The sequence below is a fragment of the Kaistia sp. SLG-1 genome (assembly GCF_059699055.1).
In genome coordinates this window covers 2,226,319-2,245,504 of sequence record NZ_AP048544.1, presented here as the reverse complement: position 1 = coordinate 2,245,504, position 19,186 = coordinate 2,226,319, and the positions used below count along the sequence as shown (strand labels likewise).

The window sequence follows — 19,186 nt, the reverse complement described above, 5'->3', positions numbered from 1 at the left end:
TTTCAGATCGCAGCCAGGGGCCGGCGGATCACTTCTTGGCGGGCGCCAGCGCCAGCGCGTCGACGATCACGCGGTAGACGTCGCTCTGCTCCATGTAGCCCTTGAAGCCTTCCGAGCCGGGGCCGGCCGACTGCAGGACGACGTCGTCGACCGCATGCACGCCCGAGTCGCCTTCCTTCGGGATGTTGCCCTGGACGAAGACGGCGCCGGGGACGTCCTTGTAGGCTTCGTTGGCGACATATTCCTTCTTCTCGTTCTGCACGGCCGGCACGAACGGGCCGTCGAGCTTCGGACGGAAGGTCTCGTAGTGGTCCGGGCCGTTGTTGGCGGCGAGGAACAGGCGACGCGACACGTCCACCCGGTCCGGGTAGCCGTCCTTGTTCTCATGCGTGTAGTTCGGGAAGCCGGCGTCGGCATAGGTGCCGACCTTCTCGCGCATCTCGGTGCCCGGCTTGTCGTCATCGACGGTGCCGATGATCGAGACGCCATGGGTGTGGTCGCCGGTGACGATGATCAGCGTGTCCGGGTTCTTCTCGGCGAAGGCGCGCGCCGCGCCGACCGCCTTGTCGAACTCGATGGTCTCGACGACGGCGCGGTCCCAGTCGAGCGGGTGGGACATCTTGTCGATGTTCGCGCCCTCGACCATCAGGAAGAAGCCCTCGGGGTTCTTCGAGAGCTGCTCCAGCGCGGTTTCCGTCATCTCGACCAGGCCGGGCTGGTTCGGGAACTTCGGAACGGTGCCCTTCTTCAGGAACTTGCGGTCGAGCAGCGTATCCATGTTGCCGGTGTGGAACAGGCCGAGGATCTTGCCGGTGTTGGTGCCGGCGGCCTTCTCGAGCTCCGCCTGATCGGTCGCGAGCGTGTAGCCGGCGTCCTGGAACTGCTTGATGTAGTCCTTGTCGTCCTTGCGCTTGGAGCCGGGCGTGTCCTTGCCGAGGAAGTAGGCGGAACCGCCGCCGAGAGCGACTTCCGGCTGGATGTCGAACATCATGCCGGTGATTTCGGCCTTGTCGGCGCGCTTGCGGGTGTGGGCGACCACGGCGGCAGGCGTCGCGTCCTGCAGTTCCGAGGTGGTGACGATGCCGATCGACTTCTTGGTCTGGCGGCGCAGCGCCTCGGCCAGCGTCTCGACCTTCGGATCGTCGAAGCTGTTCGGCGTGCGGTCGGCATAGACGCCGAGGGCGTTCACGGCCGTCTTGTGGCCGGTCATGTAGGCCGACATGGTGTTGGCGCTGTCGGTGGCGACGGCTTCGGTCGACGACGTGCCGATGAAGGCCATGCGGTCGAGGTCGTCCATGTTGAGGCGGCCGTCGGCCTTGCCCTCGGTCATGCCCTTGGCCATGATCCGGGCCGCGGTGCGGTGGGCGACGGAGAGGCCGTCGCCGAGCAGGAAGATGACGTTCTTGGCCTTGGGCTGCTCGGCGGTGCCGTACACGTCCCAGGTCACCGACTTCTTCTCGGCGCCGGCCGAAGCCTCGACCGTGTAGGTGCCGGGCGTGGCGAGCACGAGCTTGCGCAGCATCAGCGCCGAGCCGAGCTTCTTGTCGTTCTTGCCGGTCTCGGATTCGGTGAAGGTCGCCTCGGCGCCGAACACCGCCTTGTAGTCCTGGCCATTGACCGTGACCTTGATGTCCTCGGGCTTCACGTTCTCGTTGAACTCGACCTTGAAGTCGAACGGCGAGCCGGCCAGAATCGTGGCGCGGTCGAGCGGATAGACAGTGGTCGCCTGTGCCGTGCCGGCGAGCATGGTCGTCGCGGCAAGGGTGAACAGCAATTTGCGCATCGGGAGCCTCTTTAAGATGGGGGACCGCGCAGCGGCCAACGTCCGGGCCTTAAGAGTTGCGCATGACACCCATATGAAACCTGCCGATGAAACCGGAGCGGTGTGGAAAGGGGTCGTGGATCGCCGGGACGCCGATGCCGGGGCGGCTACGCCGACGCGCGGATGAAATCGACGAAGGCCCGGAGCGGCGCGGGCACGAGGCGGCGTCCGGGATAATAGAGGAACGGTCCGGAGAAGGTCTGCCACCAGGGCTCCAGCAGCGGCACCAAAGCGCCGCTGTCGAGCTGCGGCCGCAGCCAGTCCTCGAAGAGATGCAGGATGCCGGTGCCGGCGATCGCGGAATCGACCGCGAGGTCGCCGGCGGCGCCCGCCTGGACGATCAGCGGCCCGGTAGGATCGACCCGGATGATCTCGCCGTCGCGCTCGAATTCCCAGGCCGGCATCGAGCCGCTCGGAAAGCGGCTGCGGATGCAGGCATGGCCGAGCAGGTCGCGCGGATGCTCCGGCCGGCCGTGGCGAGCCAGATAGGCGGGCGCCGCGACGGTGGCGAAGCGCTGCACGCGCGGCCCGATCGGCACCGCGATCATGTCCTGCTCAAGCCGCTCGTCATAGCGGATGCCGGCATCGCACCCGGCGGCGAGCACGTCGACGAAACTGTCCTCGGCGGTCACGTCGAGCCGGATCTCCGGATAAGCGGCGAGAAAGGGCGGCACGATGCGGCCGAGCACGAGGCGGATCGCGCTGATCGGCACGTTGAGGCGCAGCACGCCGGCCGGCCGGTCGCGAAACCCGTTGACGATGTCGAGTGCCGCCTCGACCTCGGCGAGCGCCGGCGCGAGCCGCTCCATCAGCCCCCTGCCCGCCTCGGTCAGCACCACGCTGCGGGTCGTGCGGTTGAGCAGCCGGACGCCGAGTTCCGCCTCCAGCCGGCGCACCGCCTGGCTCAGCGACGAGGCGCTGCTGCCGCTTGCGCGCGCGCCTTCGCGAAACCCCTTCGCCCGGGCCACCGCCGCGAAGGCATTCAGGTCGCTCAGATCCACCGTCATTGTTCGAATTCCCGCACAGCCCGTGCCGATTGTACCGGATTATCCCGAGCGCCGGCACTCTCTATCTCTGCGTCGCCCCCTTGAAGGAGAGAGCTCATGTCCTCGATCGATCGCGCCGGCACCTACAAGCTCGGCCACCGCACCGTGAACCGCCTCGGCTATGGCGCCATGCAGCTGGCCGGCCCCGGCGTGTTCGGCCCGCCCCGCGACCATGACGCGGCGATCGCCGTGCTGCACGAGGCGATCGCGCAAGGCGTCAACCACATCGACACCTGCGACTACTACGGCCCGCACGTCACCAATCTGCTGATCCGCGAGGCTCTCCATCCCTATCCGGACAATCTCGTCCTCGTCACCAAGTTCGGCGCCCGGCGCGGCGCGGACGGGTCCTGGCTCCCCGCCCTCGCCCCGGACGACTTGCGCGAGGCCGTGCACGACAATCTCCGCAATCTCGGCCTCGACGTGATCGAGGTCGTCAATCTGCGCATCTCCTTCGACATCCACGGGCCGGCGGAAGGCTCGATCGAGCCGATGCTGACGGTTCTGGCGGAACTGCAGCAGCAGGGGCTCATCCGCCATATCGGCCTCAGCAACGTCACGGCGACCCAGGTCGCCGAAGGCCGCGGGATCACCGAGATCGCCTGCGTGCAGAACCACTACAATCTGGCGCATCGCGGCGACGACGCGCTGATCGACGATCTCGCCCGCCAGAACATTCCCTATGTGCCGTTCTTCCCGCTCGGCGGCTTCAGCCCGCTGCAGTCCTCCACGCTGAACCAGGTCGCCGCCCGCCTTGGCGCAACGCCGATGCAGGTGGCGCTCGCCTGGCTGCTGCGGCGCTCGCCGAACATCCTCTTGATTCCCGGCACCTCGTCGGTCGCCCACCTCCGCGAAAATCTCGCCGTCGCCGACCTCGTCCTGCCGGACGACGCGATTGCCGAGCTGAACGGCATCGGCGGCTGAGGGCTCGACAAGACCCTCACCCCCAACCCTCTCCCGCAGGCGGGAGAGGGAGTTCGTCGGCGCCGGTCTTGACGCCGGCTCTAAACCTGGCCGCGCTATAAGGCCGATGAAAGGCCGCAGTCCTGGCCCTCTCCCGCCTGCGGGAGAGGGTTGGGTGAGGGACTTTCCTGAGCCCGGATCACACAGCCGGCGCACCAAGAAATCCCGCTCGCACCTTGCCTTCGCCGCCATTCCCGTATATGCACCGCCCGTCGTAACGACACCCGGCCGGGGGTTGAACGGAAGGCGGCGAGAGCCGCAGGGATCGCAGATCCCGTCTTCCCGTGTCTCCGCTCTCGAAGTTGTACCGATCAGCCTTTCTCGAAGGCTTCGGTGAGGCTTGGCGCCGGGAAACGAAAAGGAAGGGCAATCATGCCGCTTTATGAGCACGTATTTCTGTCGCGACAGGACGTGTCCGCACAGCAGGTCGAAGCACTGACCGAGCAGTTCAAGGGCCTCATCGAGGCCAATGGCGGTTCGGTCGGCAAGATCGAGCAGTGGGGCCTGAAGTCCGTTGCGTTCCGCATTCGCAAGAATCGCAAGGCGCACTACACGCTGATGAACATCGACGCCTCGGCAGCCGCCGTGGCCGAGCTCGAGCGTCAGCAGCGCATGAACGAAGACATCCTCCGCATCCTGACCCTCAAGGTCGAGGCGCATGAGGAAGGCCAGTCGGCCATGCTGCAGAAGCGCGACCGTGACGACGGTGATCGCGGCGGCCGCTTCGGCGATCGTGGCGACCGTCCGCGTGGCGGCTTCGGCGGTGGCGCCGGCGGCGGTTTCCGTGGCGAGCGTCGTCCGCGCTCGGAAGAATCTGAAGGAGCGGCTGAATAATGGCTGAGATCGGCACCACCAGCGCGTCCAGCGGCGGCCAGCGTCGCCCGTTCTTCCGTCGTCGCAAGACCTGCCCGTTCTCGGGCCCGAATGCGCCGAAGATCGACTACAAGGACATCCGTCTCCTGCAGCGCTACATCTCCGAGCGCGGCAAGATCGTTCCGTCCCGCATCACGGCCGTTTCGGCCAAGAAGCAGCGCGAGCTCGCCCAGGCGATCAAGCGCGCCCGCTTCCTCGGCCTGATCCCCTACGTGATCAAGTAAGACTTCGGTCGCCGGGACTTCGGTCCCGATACGCGACCGGCTGAATTCGTCGGGCCGACGCCTCGCCGGCCCGACACGCCCTCCGGGGCCAGATTTTCGATTGCCCTCCGGGCAAAGACTTGTTCGATCGCCCATTGGGCGAAGACTTGGTTGGGGCCGGCGTCTTTGACCGTCCTCTAACCGCTCTCGAAGCGGGACAGCGAGATATGACAATGCGGAACATCCTGATCGGCCTCGGCGCCGGAATGGCCTCGGCGCTTCTGTTCGCCGGCCTCATCAGCGGCACCGCGCTCGCCTTCCCCCTCTTCATCCTGTCGCCGCTGCCGATCGCCATCGCCGGCCTCGGATTCGGCACGATGTCCGGCGCCGCCGCGGCGGTGCTCGCCTCCGCGCTGATCGGCTTCACCATCGGCCCGATCGCCGGCGGCCTCTATTTCATCCTGTTCGCCGCGCCCGTCGCCTGGGTCGCCCATCTGATCGGCCTGTCCCGCCCCGACGAGACGGGCGACGGCCGGCAGTGGTTTCCGCTCGATTCGGTGCTGTTCCGCGCGGCGATCGTCGTCGCGGTCGCCGTCGTCGTCTCCGGCATCGTGCTCGGCTATGACCCCGAGGCGCTGATCAGCCAGACGATGACGGTGCTCAAGGGCTGGCTGGCCGAATCGGCCTCCGACGGCATGACGCCGACCGACGCCGAGATCGAGCCGCTGATCCGCTTCAACATCGCGCTGATGCCGTTCACCTCGGCCAGCCTGACGCTCGGCATCCTCGTGCTCTCGACCTGGCTCGGCGCCCGCATCGCCCGCATGTCGGGGCTGCTGCAGCGCGAATGGACGCCGCTCTGGACCGTCGTGCTGCCGCAGCAGGCCGCGTTCCTGTTCGGCGCCGCCTTCGTCGCCAGCATGATCCCGGGTGTCCCCGGCCAGATCGCCGCGGCCGTCGCCGGCGCGATCGGCTTCGCCTTCGCCCTGACCGGCTTCGGCCTCCTGCACGCCATGCTGCTCGGCAAGGCGGCGCGGCCGCTGCTGCTCTTCCTCGTCTATGCCGTCAGCTTCGTCTTCCTGCTGCCGCTCGGCATCATGGCCGTGGTCGGACTGGTCGACACGGCGCTTCAATTCCGGGCCCGCCGCTTCGCGGCGCGGACCGGCATCTCGTAAGTCAACATTCCTGATTCAAACTTCGAAGGAGTCACTCTCATGGACGTCATTCTGCTCGAACGCGTCGCCAAGCTCGGCCAGATGGGCGAGATCGTTCACGTCAAGGACGGCTACGCCCGTAACTTCCTGCTGCCGCAGGGCAAGGCGCTCCGCGCCAACGAAGCCAACAAGAAGCGCTTCGAGGCCGAGAAGGTTCACCTCGAGGCCCGCAACCTCGAGCGCAAGAAGGATGCCGACACGGTCGCCGAGGCGCTCAACGGCCAGTCCTTCATCGTCGTCCGCCAGGCCGGCGAGACCGGCCAGCTCTACGGTTCGGTCTCGAGCCGCGACGTCGCCGAGCTGGTCAGCGAGAACGGCTTCTCGGTCGGCCGCAGCCAGGTCGTGCTCGAAGTTCCGATCAAGACGATCGGCCTGCATGACGTCGTGATCGCGCTGCATCCGGAAGTCGAAGCCACCGTGACGATCAACGTCGCGCGTTCGGTTGACGAGGCTGCCCGCCAGTCGCAGGGCGAAGACCTGTCGGCCGTCCAGGATGACTTCGAGCTCGAGCCGCTGCCGGAAGGCGAAGGCTTCGCCGGCGTCGACGACGAAGAGATCTAATCGGTCTCAGCTTCCGCAAGGGAGCCTTATTTTCGAGGGGCGCCGCGGCAATCGCGGCGCCCTTTTTTCTTGGGTGTCGCTACGTCGTCATATCCCTGCTTACCGGGTTGATAACGCGACGGAATCGGAGTTACCATTCAGTAGACGGCCGGACGTCACCGACCGCCATGTCGCAACCTGCCTTGGTAAACCAAGCCATTCAGGAGGGGGCAGCGGATCACGATGAACCGGTTGCTCATCAACTACTTGTCGGGCGTCCTGAAGCATGGATCGCTCGAAGTTATCGACGCCAAAGGAAGGCTTCACAGTTTCGGCGACGGCAGCGGAATTCCAGTCCGCGTCCGGTTCACCACCGCCGCCGCGGAACGGGCGGTGATGACCAACCCTGAGCTGAAACTCGGCGAGACCTTCATGGACGGGGGATTCGTCGTCGAGCGCGGCTCGATCTACGACTTCCTCGAAGTCGTATTGCAGAACACCGGCAGCGGCGGCCGGTCCTGGTGGATGCGGGCGCTCTACCGCCTCCGCGTCCTGACCCGCCGCTTCCGGCAGTGGAACACGCCGTTCCGCTCGCGCCAGAACGTCGCCCATCACTATGATCTCGACGGACGGCTCTATTCGCTCTTCCTCGACAGCGACCAGCAATATTCCTGCGCCTATTTCGAGACGCCGGATACCAGCCTCGAGGAAGCGCAGCTCGCCAAGAAGCGCCATCTCGCCGCGAAGCTCGCGCTCGCGCCGGGACAGAGGGTGCTCGACATCGGCTCCGGCTGGGGCGGCCTCGGCCTCTACCTCGCCACCCACGCGGATGTCGACGTCACCGGCGTGACGCTCTCGGAGGAGCAGCACAAGGTCTCCAACGCGCGCGCCACCGCGCTCAACATGGCCGATCGCGCCAAGTTCCTGCTCCAGGACTATCGCGGGCTGAAGAACCAGTTCGACCGCATCATCTCGGTCGGCATGTTCGAGCATGTCGGCGTCGGGCATTTTCGCGAATACTTCGACAAGGCGCGCCAGCTTTTGACCGAGGACGGCGTCATGGTGCTGCACGCCATCGGCCGCTTCGACGAACCCGGCGAGACCAACTCCTGGATCCAGAAATACATCTTCCCGGGTGGCTACATCCCTGCCCTCTCGGAAGTGTTTCCGGCCATCGAGAAGGCGGGTCTCAAGGTCACGGACGTCGAGATCCTGCGGCTGCACTATGCCGAGACGCTCAAGGCCTGGCGCGAACGCTTCATGGCCCGACGCGACGAGGCGGTGGCGCTCTATGACGAGGCGTTCTGCCGGATGTGGGAGTTCTACCTCGCCGCTTCCGAAACCGCGTTCCGCTACCAGGACATGATGATCTTCCAGATCCAGATCGTCCGCGACCAGAACGCGCTGCCGCTGACGCGGGACTACATCTGGCAGGCGGAAGAAGCGCTCCGGATCCGCGACAAGGCCGGCACGCGACCGTCGCTGAAACTGGCCGGCGGCGGATAATCTTTTCGCAGTCCAGACATACGGACGTCATCTTCATGGGCGAATCGGCCACTACCGTGGCCGGATCGTCCATGAATCGCGTCGTGCAAGCAGGAAGTGCGAATCGCCGGGGATCCTCGGTCCGGGCCTCTGGATAACGGGCACAAACCAGCAAACGCTAGGAGATCGGCCATACCTGCGCCTAACTAAGGTTCAGGGGATTGAGAGCAAGTTGACCATGAACGTTCCAGCACGAGCCGCGCAGCCGCAGCCTGCCGAGTTTTACCGGCAGCCGCCGCACAACATCGAGGCCGAGCAGGCGCTTCTGGGCGCCGTTCTCGTCAACAACGAGGCGTTCTACCGCGTCTCGGACTTTCTGGACCCCGGCCACTTCTTCGAGCCGGTGCACAAGCAGATCTACGAGCTCATCGCGCAGATCATCCGCCAGAACAAGATCGCGAATCCGGTCACGCTGAAGAATTTCCTGCCGGCGGACCTCGCCATCGGCGAGCTCAATCCGGCGCAGTATCTCGCCCGCCTCGCCGCCGAGGCGACGACCATCATCAACGCTGAGGACTATGGCCGCTCGATCTACGATCTGGCGCTCAGGCGTTCGCTGATCGGCATCGGCGAGGACGTCGTCAACATCGCCTTCGACGCGCCGATCGACATGCCACCCAAGGCGCAGATCGAGGACGCCGAGCGCCGCCTGTTCGCGCTGGCCGAAACCGGCCGCAACGAAGGCGGCTTCCAGTCCTTCGAGGACGCGCTCAAGGCCGCGATCGACATGGCCAGCGCCGCCTACCAGCGCGACGGCCATCTCTCCGGCATCTCGACCGGCCTCGACGACCTCGACCGCCAGATGGGCGGCCTGCAACCGTCCGACTTGATCGTGCTCGCCGGCCGTCCGGCCATGGGCAAGACCTCGCTCGTCACCAACATCGCCTTCAACATCGCCAAGGCCTATCGCGGCGAAGTTCAGCCCGACGGGTCGACCAAGTCCGTCAATGGCGGCATCGTCGGCTTCTTCTCGCTCGAAATGTCGGCCGAACAGCTGGCGACGCGTATCGTCGCCGAGCAATCCGGCGTCTCGTCCTCGCATATCCGCCGCGGTTCGCTCGACGAGCGCCAGTTCGCCAAGGTCGTCGAGGCCTCGCGCGAAATGGCGCGGATTCCGCTCTTCATCGACCAGTCCGGTGGTATCTCGATCGCGCAGCTGACGGCCCGCGCCCGCCGGCTGAAACGCCAGCGTGGCCTCGACCTCCTGATCATCGACTACCTCCAGCTGCTGCAGGGCTCCGGCAAGGGCCAGGCCAACCGCGTGCAGGAAATCACCGAAATCACCACCGGCCTGAAGGCGCTCGCCAAGGAGCTCGCCGTGCCTGTCATCGCGCTGTCGCAGCTCTCGCGTCAGGTCGAGGCGCGCGAGGACAAGCGGCCGCAGCTCGCGGATCTGCGTGAATCCGGCTCGATCGAGCAGGACGCCGACGTGGTGATGTTCGTCTATCGCGACGAATATTACCTGAAGGGCAAGATGCCGAAGGAAGGCACCGAAGAGTTCTTCAAGTGGCAGGCGGAGATGGAGCAGGTCGCCGGCGTCGCCGAAGTGATCATCGGCAAGCAGCGCCACGGCCCGACCGGCACCGTGCCGCTGCAGTTCGAGGCGGAGATCACCCGCTTCTCCAACCTCGCCAGGCGCGACCACCTGCCCGAATCCTTCGAGTAGCGGCCTGACGCATCGGCTGCCCTGAAGCACAGGCGCAATTCACCTCTCGCCTTGGGGAGGCCTCTGCGCGTTCCTCTCCAGCCGTCATGCAGCGCTCGATTTCCATCATCCTGAGGTGCCTGAGCGCAGCTCGGGCCTCGAAGGACGCACGGCCTCCGGGCAACAGATCGATGGCACGACCTCTCTGCGTGCTTCGAGACGGCCCTGCGGCCTCCTCAGCATGATGAGGTTGGCGTTCTCGAGATGTGCGGGCTACCGCCTTGAGATCGCCGCGAAAATCGGAGAGACGGGAGGCAGGAAGTTCCCGTCCATGATCGCCCGCCGACGACCGAGAATCGCGTACCCTCTCCCGATGGAACAATCAGATCCCAATCCCGTCGAAACGCCGATCACGGCCGGCAACCGGCTGACGATCGATCTCGCGGCGCTGGCGCGCAACTGGCGCACGCTGGATGCGCAGGCCGGCGCGGCCGAGACCGGCGCCGCCGTCAAGGGCAACGCCTATGGCATCGGCGTCGAGCCGGCCGTGCGCGCCCTCTCGTCCGCCGGCTGCCGCAGCTTCTTCGTCGCGCTGCCGGAGGAAGGGGTTCGCCTCCGCTCGGTGCTGAAGGACGCCACCATCTACGTGCTGAACGGACTGGCGCGCGATCTCGCCTCGATGCATGCGGCGAACCATCTGCGACCGGTGATCGGCTCGACGGGCGAGCTGGAGGACTGGGCCGCCTATCGCGCCGCCGGCGGCACCGGCCAGGCGGCGCTGCATGTCGACACCGGCATGAACCGGCTCGGCCTTACCTTCGACGAGGCGCGCGAGCTCGCGAGCGACAAGGCTAGGCTCGACAAGCTCGGCCTTTCCCTGGTGATGAGCCATCTCGCCTGCGCCGACACGCCCGATCATCCGCTCAACGCCCGCCAGCTCACGACGATGCAGGACGTCAAGAGCCTGTTTCCGGGCGTCGCCGTGTCGCTCGCCAACACCGCCGGCATCACGCTCGGCCGCGACTTCCAGTTCGATCTCGTTCGCCCCGGCATCGGCCTCTATGGCGGCACCTACCGGATCGACCTGCCGCCGCTCGAGCCGGTCGTGACCGCCGAGGCGCGCATCGTGCAGATCCGCGACGTGCCGGCGGGCGAGACCGTCGGCTATGGCGCGGCGGAAACGGTGCATCGCCAGAGCCGCATCGCCATCCTCTCGACCGGCTATGCCGACGGCTACCACCGCCATGCGAGCTCGACGGACGCGGCCAAGGGCGCCGAGACCTTCCTGCATGGCAGGCGCGCGCCGCTCGTCGGCCGCATCTCGATGGACCTGATGGCGATCGACGTCACCGATATCCCGGAAGCGGAGCGCGGCGACTGGGTCGAGCTGTTCGGCCGTGATATGCCGCTCGCCGAGGTCGCCTCGGCGGCCGGGACGATCGGCTATGAACTCCTGACCAGCCTCGGCGGCCGCTACGACCGCCACTACGTCGGAGGCGTGTGATGGCCCGGGCCAAGATCCAGTACATCTGCCAGAACTGTGGCGCCGCCAGCCCGCGCTGGCAGGGTCGCTGCGAAGCCTGCGGCGAGTGGAACACGCTGGTCGAGGAAAGCGCCACGGGCGGCATCGGCGGCGGCCCCGCCAAGAGCGCCGGCGGCAAGCGCGGCCGCATTGTCGAGCTGCAGCCGCTCTCCGGCGGCAGCGCCGACGCGCCGCGCATTCCCTCCGGCATCGCCGAACTCGACCGCGTAACGGGCGGCGGCTTCGTGCGCGGCTCGGCGCTCCTCGTCGGCGGCGATCCCGGCATCGGCAAGTCGACGCTGCTGCTGCAGGCGTCCGCGGCGCTCGCGGCACGAGGCGAACGCGTCGTCTACATCTCCGGTGAAGAAGCCGTGGCGCAGGTTCGCCTGCGCGCCGAGCGCATGGGCGTCGCCAACATGCCAGTGGCGCTTGCGGCCGAGACCAGCGTCGAGGACATCCTCGCCACGCTGCAGGCCGGCCCGGTGCCGGCGCTCGTCATCATCGACTCGATCCAGACGCTGTGGACGGAGCTGGCGGAATCGGCGCCGGGCACGGTGTCGCAGGTGCGCGCCTCGGCCCAGGCGATGATCCGCTACGCCAAGCATTCCGGCGCGACGGTGGTTCTTGTCGGCCACGTCACCAAGGACGGCCAGATCGCCGGCCCGCGCGTCGTCGAGCACATGGTTGACGCCGTGCTCTATTTCGAGGGCGAAGGCGGCCATCACTTCCGCATCCTGCGAGCGGTAAAGAACCGCTTCGGCGCGACCGACGAGATCGGCGTCTTCGAGATGACCGGCAGCGGCCTGCGCGAAGTGCCCAATCCGTCGGAGCTCTTCCTCGGCGAGCGCAACGCCGCCTCGCCCGGCGCCGCCGTCTTCGCCGGCATGGAGGGCACGCGTCCCGTTCTGGTCGAAATCCAGGCGCTCGTCTCGCCCTCGCCGCTCGGCACGCCGCGCCGCGCCGTTGTCGGCTGGGATTCCGGCCGCCTCGCCATGGTGATCGCCGTGCTCGAATCGCATTGCGGCATCAAGCTCGGACCGAACGACGTCTATCTGGCGGTGGCCGGCGGGCTGAAAATTGCTGAGCCGGCGGCCGATCTCGCAGTGGCGGCGGCGCTCGTCTCCTCGCTCTCCGGCATCGCCTTGCCGGCCGATTGCGTCTATTTCGGCGAGATCAGCCTGTCGGGCGCCGTGCGGCCGGTTTCGCAGGCGTCGCAAAGGCTGAAAGAGGCGCAAAAGCTAGGTTTTTCGCGGGCCGTGCTGCCCCTCGTCTCGATCGACAAGGACGCCAGCGCCGTTCCCGGACTGCAGGGGATCGACCAGCTCGCCGCCCTGGTGGCCACCATCGCGGCCTCCGGGACACGGCCCGAGCGCCGCGCCGTGCCCGACCAGGCCGAAAGACGACGGTCGGCTGTGGCCGATGAGGCATTGGATTCGTGAGCGCGACGGGCTAAACCCCACCGATGGGCAAGAGCGCGTGGCTTGAGGGGTCAGGATAGGTATGCCGGTCACGATACTGGACGGTGTGGTTTTCGTCGTCGTGCTGATCTCGGCCATGCTGGCCATGGTGCGCGGCTTCGTCCGAGAAGTGCTGTCGGTCGCCTCCTGGGCGCTGGCGGCGGCGGCGGCCTTCTTCTTCTACAAGTCGCTGCTGCCCTTCGTGGAGCCCTACATCGCCAACAAGAACGTGGCGGTCATCGCGTCCGCTGCCGGCATCTTCTTCGTCGCGCTGATCATCGCGAGCTATGTCGCGATGAAGATCTCCGATTTCGTCATCGACAGCCGCGTCGGCCTGCTCGACCGCATCCTCGGCTTCTGCTTCGGCGTGGCGCGCGGCCTGCTGCTGGTGGTGATCGCCTTCGCCTTCCTGTCCTGGATCCTCTCCGATCGCCAGCCGGCATGGGTTGCGGATGCGCAAAGCGCGCCTATGTTGAAGTCACTAGCCGACAAGCTCGTCGCGGCCTTGCCCGAGGACATCGAGAAGACGATACAGGATCGGCTGCACCGCGGCGGCGAGGATACGGCGTCCCCCACGGACACGCCTGTCGACGAAGCGCCCGATGCCGGTGCGCCGGCGGCGGCCCCGCAGCCGGGCGCAGCGCCGCAGCAGCCGACGCCGAGCTACGGATCCCAGGAGCGCCAAGGCCTGGACAATCTGTTCGATAACAATGGCGAAGCGCCAGCCGAAGGGCCGGAGCAATAGCCGACGCCGGAATGACCGGGGGAATTGACCAATCCCTGAGACGCCCGCGACAGGGCGCCTGTTCGGGTTATGAGGACCGGAAATGAACGACTTTTCGATGCTGCCGATGGACTCGGACGACGACCATCTCCGAGAGGAATGCGGCGTTTTCGGCGTCTTCGGCCATGACGATGCGGCCGCGCTGACCGCGCTCGGCCTGCATGCTCTCCAGCATCGCGGCCAGGAGGCGGCCGGTATCGCCGCCCATGACGGCCGCCAGTTCTCGATCGAGCGCCATATGGGCCTCGTCGGCGACAACTTCACCCGCAAGACGGTGATCGACCGCCTGCCCGGCCGGCGCGCCATCGGCCACAACCGCTACGCCACGACCGGCGGCGTCGGCCTGCGCAACGTGCAGCCGATGTTCGCGGAATTCGCCGGCGGCGGCTTCGCTGTCGCGCATAACGGCAATCTCACCAACGCGATGACGCTGAAGCGCGAGCTGCAGCGGCGCGGCTCGCTGTTCCAGTCGACCTCGGACACCGAGACGATCATCCACCTGATCGCCACCTCGATCCACGGCCAGCTGCTCGACCGCTTCATCGACGCCATCCGCCGCATCGAGGGCGCCTATTCGCTCGTCGCGCTGTCGGAAAAGAAGATGATGGGCTGCCGCGATCCGCTCGGCGTGCGCCCTCTCGTGCTCGGCAAGCTCGAAGACGCGCATATCCTCGCCTCCGAGACCTGCGCGCTCGACATCATCGGCGCGACCTATGTGCGCGACGTCGAGCCCGGTGAAGTGGTCATCATCACCGACGAGGGCATCGAGAGCTTCTTCCCGTTCGAGCGCCAGCGTTCGCGCTTCTGCATGTTCGAATACGTCTATTTCGCCCGCCCGGATTCGTCGGTCGACGGCCGCGGCGTCTACCAGGTCCGCAAGCGCATCGGCGCCGAGCTGGCGCGCGAAAGCGGCATCGACGCCGACGTGATCGTGCCTGTGCCGGATTCCGGCGTTCCGGCGGCGATCGGCTATGCGGAAGCCGCCGGCATCCCGTTCGACCTCGGCATCATCCGCAACCACTATGTCGGGCGCACCTTCATCGAGCCGACCGACGCGATCCGCCACATGGGCGTCAAGCTCAAGCACAACGCCAATATGGACGTGATCGCCGGCAAGCGGGTCGTGCTGGTCGACGATTCGATCGTGCGCGGCACCACCTCGATGAAGATCGTGCAGATGGTGCGCGACGCGGGCGCCGCCGAGGTGCACATGCGCATCGCCAGCCCGCCGACGACCGATTCCTGCTTCTACGGCGTCAACACGCCGGAGAAATCGAAGCTGATCGCCTCGCACATGTCGGTGCAGGAGATCGCCGATTTCATCAAAGCCGACAGCCTGGCCTTCCTGTCGATCGACGGCCTCTATCGCGCCGTCGGCGAGGCCCAGCGCGACAACGCCGCCCCGCAGTTCTGCGACGCATGCTTCACCGGCGACTATCCGACCCGCCTCGCCGATTTCGAGGATCGCGGCAAGGTGCAGCCGCTGGCCCGGCTCGCCGAGGCGAGCTGAACCACCCCGCCTCCCATCCCCGCCCCTTCCGGCGCCCGGCCATCCCGGACGCCGGATCGTCAGCCCGGACCGGGCACTCTCCCGAAGCTCGATTGGACGCCTCCTTGACTACACCCGCTCTCTCCGGCCGCATCGTTGTCGTTACCGGGGCCTCGCGCGGCATCGGCTGGAACGCCGCGCTGGCGGTGGCCGAGGCCGGCGCGCATGTCATCGCGATCGCCCGCACGGTCGGCGCGCTGGAGGAGCTCGACGACGCCATCAAGGCCAAGGGCGGCTCGGCGACGCTGGTGCCGCTCGACCTGAAGGATCTCGAGGCGATCGACCGGCTGGGCTACTCGATCTACGAGCGCTGGGGCAAGCTGGACGGCCTCGTCGGCAATGCCGGCCAGCTGGGTCTGATCACCCCGGTCGCCCATCTCGACCAGAAGGAATGGGATACGGTTATGACCGTCAACGTGACGGCCAACTATCGCCTGATCCGCTCGCTCGATCCGCTGCTGCGCCAGTCGGACGCCGGCCGCGCGCTGTTCCTGACCTCGGGCGCGGCGGTGACCTGCCGGCCCTATTGGGGCGCCTATTCGGCCTCCAAGGCAGCGCTCGAGGCGATCGTCCGCACCTATGCGGCGGAGATCGATTCCAGCACCGTCCGCGCCAACCTGCTCGATCCCGGCCCGCTGCACACCCAGATGCGCGCCAAGGCCCGGCCCGGCGAGGATCCCGCCACGCTGCAGCATCCCGGTGTCGTCGCGCCCGACATCGTCCGCATGATCGCCCCCGGCTTCACCGACAACGGCACGCGGTTCGAATTCCTGAGCAAGAACGTGACGCGCTTCCTGTAGGCGATCTTGCCGGATGGCGACATCTGTGGCCAGATGTTGCCAACTGGAGACCTGTTCATGTCCGGTCATCTCATCATCGTGAAAGCGGCGCTCGACCCGGACGCGGGTGTCTGGTTCGTCGAGGCGAGCGATGTCCCAGGCCTGAACGCCGAATCCAACACGCTCGAAGCGCTGATCGAGCAGTTGCCTGGTCTCGTCGCCGACCTCCTCGAGGAAGCGGACTTCCTCGCCGATCGCGACAACCCGACACGCGAATATTCGATCGAAGTGGTCGCCCATGCGACCACGCGGGTACGGCTGAGCACGGCTGCATGAACGACTACGGCAAGCCGCTTCGATCGATCCTGATCGCAAACGGCTGCTGGTTCGTTCGACATGGACGCGGCGATCACGACATCTGGCGAAGTCCGAAGTCGGACCTGCCATTTACCGTGCCGGTATCCATCCGATCCCGCCATACCGCCAGCAAGATCCTGAAGGACGCAGGCCTTCCGAAGGCGTTCTGAGCCATTCGGCTTCCTCGGCCGGCCCTTGAATCATGGGTGTGGCGCGTCAGCCCTGCTGCTCGATGCGAAGCAGGATCGCGTCAATCGGATCGGCCGGTCGATTGGATGATGCACGACCTCTACGTGCGTCGACCTCTCCCTGAGGGAGGGGTGCAAAAAGGTGCTTCGCCGCCAGCGTGGCATGCGCTCCCCCGCCAGCGGTCAGACGACCGAAACATCCTTTAGTCGTGACAGCACGGCGCGGTTGACCAGCCGGTCGACGAGGATCTCGCGCCGGCTGAACCAGTTCACGATATTCTCCGCCCCCATCAACGCGATGCGCTCCATGGTCGCCGCCGTCTCGGCGGCAATGTGCGGGGTGATGATCGTGTTGGGCGCCGTCAGCAGCGGATTGCCCGCCGCCGGCGGCTCGACCGCGAGCGTATCGAGCGCCGCGCCGCCGAGGCGGCCGTCGACGAGCGCCTCGGCAATGTCGGCCTCGTTCAAGAGCCCGCCGCGCGCGGTATTGACCAGCAGCGCCCCCGGCTTCATCCGCGCAATCGCCTCTCGATCGAAGAAGCCGCGATTGTTGGCATCCATCGGGCAGTGCAGGCTGACGATGTCGCTTTCGGCCAGAAGCTGGTGCAGCGGCATGACGGCAAAGCCGGCCTGAGGCGCGGCAGCGCCGGGCCTGCCGGATGCGACGACGCGCATGCCCAGCGCACGGGCCATCTCGCCGACGCGGCGACCGATGCGGCCGAGCCCGACAATGCCCAGCGTCTGGCCGCGAAGCTCGGTCGCCCGGTAGGGGCCGCGATCCCAGATGCCAGCCTTCAGCCGCGCATCGAGGCGCACGACATCGCGCCGGATCGCCAGGATCAAGGCGATCGCCATTTCCGCCGTGGCATCGGCATTGGCGTCGCCGGCCGTCATCACAGGGATGTTGCGCTCGGTCGCACCGGCGAGGTCGACGCTGTCGACCCCTGCCCCCATCTTGGAGATCAGCGCGAGACCCGGCGCGGCGTCGAGCACGGCGGCGTCGAGCGGTGGATTGGCCCGCACGAGGATGGCGTCGAACCGCCGGGCCGCGAGCGTCGCGATCATGCGCGCCTTGTCGATCGGCCCGCTCATCGTCTCGATCGTGGCGCCGATCGGATCGAGGATCCGGGATGCCGGCTCCAGCAGATCATCGCCCGTCATCAGGACGTGGATGGGCGATGTCATGACGTCGATCCTATCTGCGTGAGGCAGGGAGCCCTGTCCGGCCCCGGGAAGCTACCGCTTCTTCGCCTTGTGCTCGAACGGGTTCTCGCCCTTGCGCAGCTGCAGGCGCAGCGGCACGGCGGCGAGCTTGAAGTGTTCGCGGATGCCGTTCAGCAGATAGCGCGTATAGGCGTCCGGCAGCGCCTCGGGGCGCGAGCAGAAGGCGACGAAGGTCGGCGGGCGGGCCTTGGGCTGCGTCATGTAGCGGAGCTTGATGCGGCGGCCGGAGACGGCCGGCGGCGGATGATGCTCCAGCACGCTCGCGAGCCAGCGGTTCAGCGCCGCCGTCGGAATGCGGCGGTTCCAGGTCGCGTAGACCTTGAGCAGCTCGCCCATCAGCTTGTCGATGCCGGAACCGGTGAGGCCCGAGAGCGGCACCAGCGGCACGCCGCGCACCTGCGGCAGCAGCCGCTCCGCCATCTCGCGCAGCTCCGCCATCTTCGCCTGGCGGTCCTCGACGAGGTCCCACTTGTTGAAGGCGATGATCAAGGCCCGGCCCTCGCGGGCGACCAGATCGGCGATCTGCAGGTCCTGCTTCTCGAACGGAATGGTGACGTCGAGCATCAGCACGACCACCTCGGCGAAGCGAATGGCGCGCAGCGAGTCGCCGACGGAGAGCTTCTCCAGCTTGGTCTCGACGCGCGCCTTCTTGCGCATGCCGGCCGTGTCGAACAGCTTGATCCGGCGGTCGTTCCAGGTCCAGTCGACCGAGATCGAGTCGCGCGTGATGCCGGCCTCGGGGCCGACCAGCAGGCGATCCTCGCCGAGCATGGTGTTGATCAGCGTCGACTTGCCGGCATTCGGGCGGCCGACGATCGCCACCTTGATCGGCTTCGTCAGGTCGAGCGGCGCTTCGATCTCCTCGCCGGTCTCGGGATCGACCGGCAGCGGCGCGTCGAAATCATCGTCTTCGTCGTCGAGCTCGTCCTCTTCCCGCTCGAACGGCAGCAGCGCCGCGAACAGGTCGGCCATGCCCTCGCCATGCTCGGCGGAAAGCGCGATCGGCTCGCCAAGGCCGAGTGAATAGGCTTCCAGCACGCCGTTCTCGCCAAGCTTGCCCTCGGCCTTGTTGGCGACCAGCACGACCGGCTTGCCGACGCGGCGCAGCAGCTCGGCGAAATGCTCGTCGACCGGCGTCACGCCAACCCGGGCGTCGATCAGGAACAGCGAGACATCCGCCTCCTCGATCGCCATCTCGGTCTGGGCGCGCATGCGGCCCTCGAGGCTCTCGGGATCGGCGTCTTCGAGGCCGGCCGTGTCGATGATGGTGAAATAGAGGTCGCCGATCCTGGCCTCGCCCGGCCGGCGGTCGCGCGTCACGCCCGGCGTGTCGTCGACGAGCGCGATCTTCTGGCCGACGAGGCGGTTGAAGAGGGTCGACTTGCCGACATTGGGACGGCCGATGATGGCGACGGTGAAGGTCATGATGGGTAGGGCCTCAAATGGCGACGGGAAGCCGCGGTGGCCGCGACTTC

Annotated in this window: 18 protein-coding genes; 14 read left to right on the top strand and 4 right to left on the bottom strand. The window is 66.9% G+C overall.

The annotated features are described in order from the left end of the window. Window positions 1-28: 28 nt before the first annotated feature. Window positions 29-1,783 carry an alkaline phosphatase gene (locus tag AC6HZP_RS10065; RefSeq protein WP_497526445.1) on the bottom strand — a complete coding sequence of 585 codons (1,755 nt, stop codon included), beginning with the start codon at window positions 1,781-1,783 and terminating at the stop codon, window positions 29-31. Window positions 1,784-1,929: 146 nt separating this feature from the next. After that, entirely contained in the window at window positions 1,930-2,829 is a 900-nt protein-coding gene (locus AC6HZP_RS10060) for a LysR family transcriptional regulator (RefSeq protein ID WP_497526444.1), read from the bottom strand. A gap of 96 nt (window positions 2,830-2,925) precedes the next feature. Between AC6HZP_RS10060 and AC6HZP_RS10055 the strand changes: the two genes are divergently transcribed. The 14 genes from AC6HZP_RS10055 to AC6HZP_RS09990 all read left to right on the top strand — a co-directional run bounded on the left by AC6HZP_RS10055 (window position 2,926) and on the right by AC6HZP_RS09990 (window position 16,469). Further along, a complete protein-coding gene (locus AC6HZP_RS10055) occupies window positions 2,926-3,792 on the top strand; it encodes an aldo/keto reductase family oxidoreductase (protein WP_497526443.1) in 867 nt (288 codons plus the stop codon). A 411-nt stretch (window positions 3,793-4,203) separates the two neighbouring features. Next, a complete protein-coding gene (gene rpsF / locus AC6HZP_RS10050) occupies window positions 4,204-4,665 on the top strand; it encodes a 30S ribosomal protein S6 (protein WP_201403428.1) in 462 nt (153 codons plus the stop codon). After that, complete coding sequence (gene rpsR / locus AC6HZP_RS10045; protein ID WP_201403427.1) at window positions 4,665-4,928, top strand: 30S ribosomal protein S18; 264 nt, start codon at window positions 4,665-4,667, stop codon at window positions 4,926-4,928. Before rpsF ends, rpsR begins: the two co-directional genes overlap by 1 nt. A gap of 206 nt (window positions 4,929-5,134) precedes the next feature. Further along, the gene (locus tag AC6HZP_RS10040; protein WP_497526442.1) at window positions 5,135-6,082 is read left to right on the top strand and encodes a hypothetical protein; all 948 of its coding nucleotides are present in this window, start codon (window positions 5,135-5,137) and stop codon (window positions 6,080-6,082) included. Window positions 6,083-6,121: 39 nt separating this feature from the next. After that, window positions 6,122-6,682, top strand: coding sequence for a 50S ribosomal protein L9 (gene rplI / locus AC6HZP_RS10035; RefSeq protein WP_201403425.1), 561 nt, complete (start codon window positions 6,122-6,124; stop codon window positions 6,680-6,682). 222 nt (window positions 6,683-6,904) lie between these two features. Beyond that, entirely contained in the window at window positions 6,905-8,167 is a 1,263-nt protein-coding gene (locus tag AC6HZP_RS10030) for a cyclopropane fatty acid synthase (protein ID WP_497526441.1), read from the top strand. A gap of 217 nt (window positions 8,168-8,384) precedes the next feature. Further along, window positions 8,385-9,872, top strand: a complete 1,488-nt coding sequence (locus AC6HZP_RS10025; RefSeq protein ID WP_201403423.1) for a replicative DNA helicase — start codon at window positions 8,385-8,387, stop codon at window positions 9,870-9,872. Between the two features lie 352 nt (window positions 9,873-10,224). Next, window positions 10,225-11,355, top strand: a complete 1,131-nt coding sequence (alr, locus tag AC6HZP_RS10020) for an alanine racemase (RefSeq protein WP_497526440.1) — start codon at window positions 10,225-10,227, stop codon at window positions 11,353-11,355. Continuing rightward, window positions 11,355-12,812, top strand: a complete 1,458-nt coding sequence (gene radA, locus AC6HZP_RS10015) for a DNA repair protein RadA (RefSeq protein ID WP_497526439.1) — start codon at window positions 11,355-11,357, stop codon at window positions 12,810-12,812. The genes alr and radA overlap by 1 nt, the downstream gene beginning before the upstream one ends. Window positions 12,813-12,873: 61 nt before the next feature. Then, window positions 12,874-13,575 carry a CvpA family protein gene (locus AC6HZP_RS10010; protein ID WP_497526438.1) on the top strand — a complete coding sequence of 234 codons (702 nt, stop codon included), beginning with the start codon at window positions 12,874-12,876 and terminating at the stop codon, window positions 13,573-13,575. A gap of 82 nt (window positions 13,576-13,657) precedes the next feature. Next, window positions 13,658-15,124, top strand: a complete 1,467-nt coding sequence (gene purF, locus AC6HZP_RS10005; RefSeq protein WP_497526437.1) for an amidophosphoribosyltransferase — start codon at window positions 13,658-13,660, stop codon at window positions 15,122-15,124. Window positions 15,125-15,228: 104 nt separating this feature from the next. Continuing rightward, window positions 15,229-15,963 (top strand): SDR family NAD(P)-dependent oxidoreductase, encoded by a 735-nt coding sequence (locus AC6HZP_RS10000; protein WP_244669892.1) that lies wholly within the window; start codon window positions 15,229-15,231, stop codon window positions 15,961-15,963. Window positions 15,964-16,020: 57 nt separating this feature from the next. Then, window positions 16,021-16,278, top strand: a complete 258-nt coding sequence (locus AC6HZP_RS09995; protein WP_201403417.1) for a DUF1902 domain-containing protein — start codon at window positions 16,021-16,023, stop codon at window positions 16,276-16,278. Next, on the top strand, window positions 16,275-16,469 hold the full coding sequence (locus AC6HZP_RS09990) for a type II toxin-antitoxin system HicA family toxin (RefSeq protein ID WP_497526436.1): 195 nt from the start codon (window positions 16,275-16,277) through the stop codon (window positions 16,467-16,469). Before AC6HZP_RS09995 ends, AC6HZP_RS09990 begins: the two co-directional genes overlap by 4 nt. 201 nt (window positions 16,470-16,670) lie before the next feature. Here AC6HZP_RS09990 and AC6HZP_RS09985 read toward each other — a convergent pair whose 3' ends face one another. Together AC6HZP_RS09985 and der are read right to left on the bottom strand one after the other, a co-directional pair. Then, on the bottom strand, window positions 16,671-17,672 hold the full coding sequence (locus AC6HZP_RS09985; RefSeq protein WP_497526435.1) for an NAD(P)-dependent oxidoreductase: 1,002 nt from the start codon (window positions 17,670-17,672) through the stop codon (window positions 16,671-16,673). A gap of 51 nt (window positions 17,673-17,723) precedes the next feature. Then, complete coding sequence (der, locus tag AC6HZP_RS09980) at window positions 17,724-19,136, bottom strand: ribosome biogenesis GTPase Der (protein ID WP_497526434.1); 1,413 nt, start codon at window positions 19,134-19,136, stop codon at window positions 17,724-17,726. Window positions 19,137-19,186 lie beyond the last annotated feature (50 nt).

Bases quoted from the DNA above. Each gene is read 5' to 3' on its own strand.
- AC6HZP_RS09995 (WP_201403417.1), top strand. From the start codon at position 16,021: ATGTCCGGTCATCTCATCATCGTGAAAGCGGCGCTCGACCCGGACGCG.
- AC6HZP_RS10030 (WP_497526441.1), top strand. From the start codon at position 6,905: ATGAACCGGTTGCTCATCAACTACTTGTCGGGCGTCCTGAAGCATGGA.
- rpsR (WP_201403427.1), top strand. From the start codon at position 4,665: ATGGCTGAGATCGGCACCACCAGCGCGTCCAGCGGCGGCCAGCGTCGC.
- AC6HZP_RS10065 (WP_497526445.1), bottom strand. From the start codon at position 1,783: ATGCGCAAATTGCTGTTCACCCTTGCCGCGACGACCATGCTCGCCGGC.
- AC6HZP_RS10060 (WP_497526444.1), bottom strand. From the start codon at position 2,829: ATGACGGTGGATCTGAGCGACCTGAATGCCTTCGCGGCGGTGGCCCGG.
- alr (WP_497526440.1), top strand. From the start codon at position 10,225: ATGGAACAATCAGATCCCAATCCCGTCGAAACGCCGATCACGGCCGGC.
- AC6HZP_RS10040 (WP_497526442.1), top strand. From the start codon at position 5,135: ATGACAATGCGGAACATCCTGATCGGCCTCGGCGCCGGAATGGCCTCG.
- AC6HZP_RS10025 (WP_201403423.1), top strand. From the start codon at position 8,385: ATGAACGTTCCAGCACGAGCCGCGCAGCCGCAGCCTGCCGAGTTTTAC.
- AC6HZP_RS10055 (WP_497526443.1), top strand. From the start codon at position 2,926: ATGTCCTCGATCGATCGCGCCGGCACCTACAAGCTCGGCCACCGCACC.
- AC6HZP_RS09990 (WP_497526436.1), top strand. From the start codon at position 16,275: ATGAACGACTACGGCAAGCCGCTTCGATCGATCCTGATCGCAAACGGC.
- der (WP_497526434.1), bottom strand. From the start codon at position 19,136: ATGACCTTCACCGTCGCCATCATCGGCCGTCCCAATGTCGGCAAGTCG.
- rpsF (WP_201403428.1), top strand. From the start codon at position 4,204: ATGCCGCTTTATGAGCACGTATTTCTGTCGCGACAGGACGTGTCCGCA.
- AC6HZP_RS09985 (WP_497526435.1), bottom strand. From the start codon at position 17,672: ATGACATCGCCCATCCACGTCCTGATGACGGGCGATGATCTGCTGGAG.
- purF (WP_497526437.1), top strand. From the start codon at position 13,658: ATGAACGACTTTTCGATGCTGCCGATGGACTCGGACGACGACCATCTC.
- radA (WP_497526439.1), top strand. From the start codon at position 11,355: ATGGCCCGGGCCAAGATCCAGTACATCTGCCAGAACTGTGGCGCCGCC.
- AC6HZP_RS10010 (WP_497526438.1), top strand. From the start codon at position 12,874: ATGCCGGTCACGATACTGGACGGTGTGGTTTTCGTCGTCGTGCTGATC.
- rplI (WP_201403425.1), top strand. From the start codon at position 6,122: ATGGACGTCATTCTGCTCGAACGCGTCGCCAAGCTCGGCCAGATGGGC.